The 6,610-nt window shown below is 74.7% G+C and carries 6 protein-coding genes; 4 read left to right on the forward strand and 2 right to left on the reverse strand.

Translation table 11 applies throughout. The features are described 5' to 3' along the window. Positions 1–1,000: DUF2125 domain-containing protein (locus tag CCR87_RS13930; protein ID WP_201158143.1), on the forward strand; the 1,000-nt coding region annotated here is incomplete at its 5' end. On the opposite strand, the gene CCR87_RS13935 is transcribed toward CCR87_RS13930, so the two are convergent. Further along, complete coding sequence (locus CCR87_RS13935) at positions 997–2,091, reverse strand: MBL fold metallo-hydrolase (RefSeq protein WP_201158145.1); 1,095 nt, start codon at positions 2,089–2,091, stop codon at positions 997–999. The two genes, CCR87_RS13930 and CCR87_RS13935, sit on opposite strands and share 4 nt — an antisense overlap. Before the next feature lie 3 nt (positions 2,092–2,094). Continuing rightward, on the reverse strand, positions 2,095–3,822 hold the full coding sequence (locus tag CCR87_RS13940) for an acyl-CoA dehydrogenase family protein (protein ID WP_201158147.1): 1,728 nt from the start codon (positions 3,820–3,822) through the stop codon (positions 2,095–2,097). Positions 3,823–3,931: 109 nt separating this feature from the next. Here CCR87_RS13940 and CCR87_RS13945 point away from each other — a divergent pair, with 109 nt between their 5' ends. The 3 genes from CCR87_RS13945 to CCR87_RS13955 all read left to right on the forward strand — a co-directional run. Beyond that, complete coding sequence (locus CCR87_RS13945; protein WP_201158148.1) at positions 3,932–4,903, forward strand: L-threonylcarbamoyladenylate synthase; 972 nt, start codon at positions 3,932–3,934, stop codon at positions 4,901–4,903. A 69-nt stretch (positions 4,904–4,972) separates the two neighbouring features. Then, entirely contained in the window at positions 4,973–6,016 is a 1,044-nt protein-coding gene (locus CCR87_RS13950) for an N-acetylneuraminate synthase family protein (protein ID WP_201158149.1), read from the forward strand. After that, positions 6,016–6,610: hypothetical protein (locus CCR87_RS13955; protein ID WP_201158150.1), on the forward strand; the 595-nt coding region annotated here is incomplete at its 3' end. The genes CCR87_RS13950 and CCR87_RS13955, both read left to right, overlap by 1 nt.

The following is a 6,610-nucleotide window of genomic DNA, read 5'->3' on the forward strand; positions in this document are numbered from 1 at the left end:
GGTGGGCAGGTGGCGCGGTTGGCTGGGGGTGCTGGGGGTGGCGGTCGCGCTGTGGGCCGCCATCTGGTTCGTCGCCGCCCGCAGTCTGGAGCGTGCCGCAGAAACCTGGTTTGCCGAGGCCGCCGCCGAGGGGCTGGAGAGCGGCTATGCTTATCTTTCGGTGGCGGGGTTTCCCGCACGCCTGATGCTGACGCTGGAGGCGCCGCGTCTGTCTGATCCGCAGCAGGCGGCGGGTTGGCGGGCCGAAGGGCTGCGCGCCGGTGCCGCCGCATGGGCCCCCCGGCGGGTCGACTTCGCCCTCGAGGGCGTGCAGGTGCTGACCCTTGGCACGACGGACATCGCGCTGCGCGGCGCCGCGCTGGAGGGGGTGGCGCGCCTGCGGGCGGGCGCGGCACAGGCGGTCGATCTGGATCTGCGCGCGCTGGAGGCTGTCGGCCCGGACCCCGACCTCGTGCTGTCGCTGGCCGAGGGGCAGGCGCGGGTGCGCCGCACGGATGCGCAGATGACGCTGGCGGTCGGGCTGGCGGGACTGGATGCCGCGGGCCTCGACTGGCCCGGGGATCTGGCGCCGCGTCCCGACGGGCCGGTGACACGGGTCGACCTGCGCGCAACGGCGGCGTTCGGGCCGGCGCCGGCCGATCCCCGCGCGCCGCATCCGGTCGAATGGCTGGCGCTGGACGCGCTGACGCTGGAGTGGGGCGATGTCCGTCTGCGCGGCGCGGGCCGGATGGAACTCACGCCCGACGGCCACCCCGAGGGCCGCATCACCCTGGAGGCCGAGGGCTGGGCGCCGCTGGTGGCGCTGGCCGCCGCCCTCGGCCTGCTGGACCCCGAGATCGCCCGGACATGGCTGCGCGTCCTCGACGCGCTGGCGCAGGACGGCCCCGCGCCGGGCGTGGTGTCGGTGCCTGTCGTGGCCCGTGACGGCTGGCTGAGCGTCGGTCCCCTGCCGCTTGGCCGCGCGCCGCGTCTGGCGGCGCCCCGGCCCGCCGCACCCTAACCCGCCGCACCCAGGCCCGCAGCACTGCGGCCCGCAGCGCCCTCGCCCGGGGGCACCGCCCGCCACAGCCGGGCGGCGTCGGCCCGCAGCTCCCAGGTCGCCTGTCCCGTCCGCGCCAGATGGTTGAGGTGCCCGACCGCCTCCACCAGCGCCAGCGTCAGCTCGCCCGCGCCGATCTCGCGCCTGAACAGCGCCGGAAAGCACTCCAGCGCCGTGCGCGGCGTGGCCAGATGCGCCCGCAGCCGACCCAGCGCCCCGTGGTGGTTGTCGATCAGCTGCGCCAGCCGCAGCGGCAGTCCGGTGAACGGCAGCTTGTGGCCCGGCAGCACCAGCTGGTCGGGGCGCGCATGGGCGGCCAGCCTGCGGCAGCTGTCCATCCATTCCCCGACCGGGTCCGCGCCCGGCTCGGTCGCATAGACCCCGAGGTTGGGCGAGATCCCCGGCAACAGCTGATCGCCGCCCAGCACCAGCGCGCCGTCGCGGCTCCACAGCGTGGCGTGGTCGGGGGCGTGGCCATCGCCGAAGCGGATGTCCCAGTCGCGCCCCGCCAGCCGGATCGTGGCGCCGTCCTCCAGCCGCCGAAATCCCAGCGGCATCGGGTGGACGACATCGGCAAAGTTGAACGGGCGGGCCTCGGCGCGGTGCGCAAGCTCCGTGGCGGTCATTCCGGCGGCCCGCCAGAACGCCAGTGTGGCGTCGGCCGGGCGCTCCTGGATGTCGAGGCTCAGCATCCGCGCGAACAGCCAGCCGGTGCGGGGCATCCACAACTCGGCCCCGTGGTGGGTCTGGAACCAGCCCGCCAGCCCGACATGGTCGGGGTGGTGATGGGTCACGAGCACGCGCGCGACGGGCCGCCCCGCCAGCGGCCCGGCCAGCGCCGCCTGCCATGCCGCGCGGGTGGGCGGGGTGTCAAAGCCCGTGTCCACCAGCGTCCAGCCATCGTCATCGGCCAGCGCAAAGGCGTTCACATGGTCGAGCCGCATCGGCAGTGGCAGGCGTAGCCACAGGATGCCCGGCGCGACCTCCAGCGCGGCACCGGGGGCGGGGGGCTGCGGGAAGGGGTGGCTGATGCGGTCCGCGCCGTCGGCCATCCCTCAGGCCGCCCCGGCCAGCGGCGCGCCCGCCACCCCCGACAGCGCGGCGTCGTCCAGCGCGAACAGATCGTCCTCGCCGGCTTCGGCCTCGGCCAGCGCGGAAAAGGCCTCGGGCAGGCAGCGCTGCATGTAGACCCGCGCCAAGGCCGCGCGGGCGCCCCCTTCGGCGCGGGCGGCGCGCAGGTGGACATGGCCGCCCAGCACCCGCGCCCAGCCGCGCAGAAAGGCCGCCGCGCCGCCGCCGCGCGCGTCCGCATCGGTGGCGATCATCGCCTCGGTCGCGTGGGCCAGACGCTCCACCGCCGCCGCCTGTGCGGTGGACAGCGCGTCGGTGCCCCCGGTCTCGGAGCGCAGGGTCTCGGAGCGCAGGGCCTCCAGCATCGCACGCGCGGCGGCTCCGCCATCGGCCAGCTTGCGGCCCACGAGGTCCATCGCCTGGATGCCGTTGGTCCCCTCGTAGATCGTGGTCACGCGCACATCGCGCAGGTACTGCGCGGCGCCCGTCGCCTCCACATACGCTGCACCGCCCTGCACCTGCATGGCGATGCCCGCGACATCCACCCCGGTGTCGGTGCCGAAGGCCTTGGCGATGGGTGTCAGCCAGCCCGCGCGCGCGGTCTGCGCCGCGCAGCCGGTGGCGGTGGCGCGGTCGATCGCCACGGCGGTCGCCAGTGCGATGCCGCGCGCGGCGAACACCTCGGCGCGCATCACCGCCAGCATGCGGCGCACGTCGGCGTGGCCGAGGATGCTGGCCGACCGCCCCGGCCCGGTCGCCCCCTGCACCCGGTCGGCCGCATGGCGCCCGGCCAGCTGCAGCGCGGCCTCGGCCTGGCCGATGCCCTGCACGCCGACGCCCAGGCGGGCGTTGTTCATCATCGTGAACATCGCCCGCAGACCGCCGCCCGGCGCCCCCACCATCCAGCCCACCGCCCCGTCATAGGCCATCGTCGCGGTGGGCGAGCCGTGCAGGCCCATCTTCTCCTCCAGCCCCACGACCTGCACGCCGTTGGGCGCACCGGTGTCCGGGTGATCGCGTGGCACCAGGAACAGGCTGATGCCGCGCGGCCCCGGCGGGGCGTCCGGCAGCCGCGCCAGCACCAGATGGCTGACATTGGCGGTGAAGTCGTTGTCCCCCCACGAGATCCAGATCTTCTGCCCGGTCAGCCGGTAGGTGCCGTCGCCGACCGCCTCGGCCCGCGTGCGCAGCGCGCCCACGTCCGAGCCCGCCTGCGGCTCGGTCAGGTTCATCGTCCCCAGCCAGTCGCCCGACACCAGACGGGGCAGCACCAGTGCCCGCAAGGCGGGGTCCGCATGATGCTCCAGCGCCTCGATCTGGCCCTGGGTCAGCAACGGGCCCAGCTGGAACGACAGGCACGCGCCCGCCATCATTTCCTGCACGCAGACCGCAAGCGTCACCGGCAGGCCCATGCCGCCGCTTTCGGGGCGCGCCGACAGGCCCAGCCAGCCGCCGTCGGCCACCGCGCGCCAGGCGGCATCAAAGCCCGGCGGCGTGTGCACGCGGCCCCCCTCCAGCCGCGCGGGATGCAGGTCGCCCACACGCTGCAAGGGCGCGAGGACCTCCTCGCTCAGGCGTGCGGCGCCGCCGAGGATGTCGCCCACGGTGTCGGGCGTCGCCTCGGCGAAGCGTTCGGTGGCGGCCACGGCGGCGAAATCGACGACATGGGTCAGCAGGCAGTGAAAGTCGGCCAGCGGGGCGCGATAGGTCATGGTGGTTCCCTCCCTTGCCGATCGCGCCTTGGCAGCCGGGCCGTGCGCGCGTATCAGCCCGCCAACCCTAGCGGCCCGGCCGCGATCCTCAACCCCGGCGGGGCATTCGATGCCGACCACGCTGTGCCTTGATCCCGATGATGCGGGGCTGGACCGGGCCGCAGCGCTGCTGTCGGGCGGCGGGCTGGTGGCGTTCCCGACCGAGACGGTCTACGGCCTGGGCGCGCGGGGCGATGATGCCCGTGCCGTGGCGCTGATCTTCGCCGCCAAGGGCAGGCCCCGGTTCAACCCGCTGATCCTGCATGTTCCCGATCTTGCGGCGGCTGCGCGCGTGGCGGTGTTCGACGCCGACGCGCGGCGGCTGGCGGCGGCGTTCTGGCCGGGGCCGCTGACGTTGGTGCTGCCGCGCCGGGCGGATGCCGGAGTGGCCGATCTGGCCTGTGCGGGGCTGGCGACGGTGGCGGTGCGGGTGCCCGCGCATCCGGTGGCGCGCGCGCTGCTGGCGCGGGTGGGGGTGCCGGTCGCCGCGCCATCGGCCAACCCTTCGGGGCGCATCAGCCCGACGACGGCCGCGCATGTGCTGGAGGGGCTGTCGGGCCACATCGATGCGGTGCTCGACGCGGGCCCCTGTGCGGTGGGGGTCGAGAGCACGATCGTCGCGCTGACGGGCGGACCGGCGGTGCTGCTGCGCCCCGGCGGCCTGCCGGCCGAGGCGGTGGCACAGGTGCTGGGCGCGCCGCTGGCGCAGGCCGCCACGGGGGCGACGCCCGCCGCGCCGGGAATGCTGGCGTCGCACTATGCGCCCGACGCGCGCCTGCGGCTGGCGCCCGACGGCCCGGCGCCGGACGAGGTCTGGCTGGGCTTCGGTCCCGATCCGGCCACCGCGGCGCAGGCCGCGCACCGGCTGAACCTGTCGCCCGGGGGGGATCTGACGCAGGCGGCGGCGGGCCTGTTTGCGCTGCTGCGCCGCGCCGACGCGCTGGCCGGTCCCGGCGGGCGCATCGCCGTGCGCCCGGTCCCCGACGACGGGCTGGGGCGCGCCATCAACGACCGGCTGGTCCGTGCCGCCGCCCCGCGCTGAGCGGCGCGCTTGCATCGCGCGGCCGGGCGGGGCAGGGCAGGGGGCGCCACCAACCGGAGGGACCCGCCCGTGAAGATCGCCCACCGCTCGCTGCTGCCGCCCGCCCCCCCGCTGGTGATCGCCGAGATCGGCATCAACCATGGCGGTGATCTGGATGTCGCCCGGCGCATGGTCAGCCTGGCCGCCAGCGCCGGGGCCGAATGCGTCAAGCACCAGACCCATTTCCTCGACGACGAGATGACCGACGAGGCCAAGGCAATCTTTCCGCCAAATGCCGACGTGTCGATCTGGGAGGTGATGGCGCGTTGCGCGCTGTCGCCCGACGACGAGATCGCGCTGAAGGCCCACGCCGAGAGCCTCGGCCTGATCTACCTCTCCACCCCGTTTTCGCGCGCGGCGGCGGATTTCCTGCATGACATCGGCGTGCCCGCCTTCAAGATCGGATCGGGCGAGGCCGACCATCTGCCGTTGATTCGCCATATCGCGCGGATGGGGCGCCCGGTGATCCTGTCCACGGGGATGCAGACGATCGACTCGCTCGCGCCGTCGGTCGCGATCCTGGAGGAGGCGGGGGTCGACTACGCCCTGCTGGAGTGCACCAACCTCTATCCCTCGCCGCCGGAAATCGTCTCGCTGCAGGGGATCGGCGCACTGCAGCGGGCGTTTCCGCGGGCGGTGGTGGGGTTCTCGGACCACTCCATCGGGCCGGGGATGGCGCTGGCGGCCGTGGCGCTGGGCGCCCGCGTGATCGAGCGGCACTTCACCGACACCCGCTACCGCCCCGGGCCGGACATCTCCTGCTCCATGGACCCGGCGGAGTTGCGCTGGCTGGTGGATCGCTCGGCCGAGGTCGCGGTGGCGCTGGCCAACGACAAGCGCCGCACCGCGCCGGAGGAGGCGGTCTATGCCTTTGCCCGCGCCAGCGTGGTGGCCGACCGCGACCTGCCCGCAGGCCATGTGGTGGCCGAGGCTGACATCTGGGCGCGCCGTCCCGGCTCGGGCGAGATCCCGGGGCATGACTTCGACCGGGTGCTGGGGCGGCGGCTGAAACATGCCGTCACACGCAACCGGCAGCTGCGCTGGGACGACTTCGAGGACGAGAGCCCGGTCTGATGCGGGCCATCGTCTGGCTGCGGCAGCTCGATTATGCGCGCCGGTATCGCCGCCGCCATCCGGGGGCGGTGCCCGCGCCCGTGTTCATGCTGCACATCGGCAAGACCGGCGGCACCTTCGTCAAGCGGGTGCTCAAGGACCCCGACCTGTTCGTGCAGCAGCCGGTGCTGTTCGTCCCCTTCGGCCACAACATCCGACATTGCCACCTGCCCGAGGGGGCGCGGTTCCTCTTCTGCACCCGTGACCCGGTGCGCCGCTTCGCCAGCGGCTTTGCCAGCCGCCAGCGCATGGGACGTCCGCCCTCGCATCGACCCTGGAGCCGGGCCGAGGCCGCAGCCTTTGCCCGCTTCGCCACCGCCAACGACCTGGCCGAGGCCCTCGACAGCGCGGACACCGCCGAGCAGGCGGCGGCACGCGCGGCGATGGGGGCGATCAAGCATGTGGCCCAGCCGCACAGCCACTGGTTTTCCGACCGCGCGCGGCTGGCCCGCGACATCGCCGCCGGGCGTGCCCTCCGGGTGCGGCAGGAGGCGCTGGTGCCAGATCTGGAGGCGGTGCTGGCGCGGCTGGGCTGTCGGCTGGCGGGTGCCGGGG

It is taken from the genome of Rhodobaculum claviforme (assembly GCF_016653255.1).
Taxonomy (GTDB): domain Bacteria; phylum Pseudomonadota; class Alphaproteobacteria; order Rhodobacterales; family Rhodobacteraceae; genus Rhodobaculum; species Rhodobaculum claviforme.

What these genes read in the sequence shown, in the direction of transcription:
- CCR87_RS13935 (WP_201158145.1), bottom strand. Translation starts at nt 2,091, where the DNA reads ATGGCCGACGGCGCGGACCGCATCAGCCACCCCTTCCCGCAGCCCCCC.
- CCR87_RS13940 (WP_201158147.1), bottom strand. Translation starts at nt 3,822, where the DNA reads ATGACCTATCGCGCCCCGCTGGCCGACTTTCACTGCCTGCTGACCCAT.
- CCR87_RS13945 (WP_201158148.1), top strand. Translation starts at nt 3,932, where the DNA reads ATGCCGACCACGCTGTGCCTTGATCCCGATGATGCGGGGCTGGACCGG.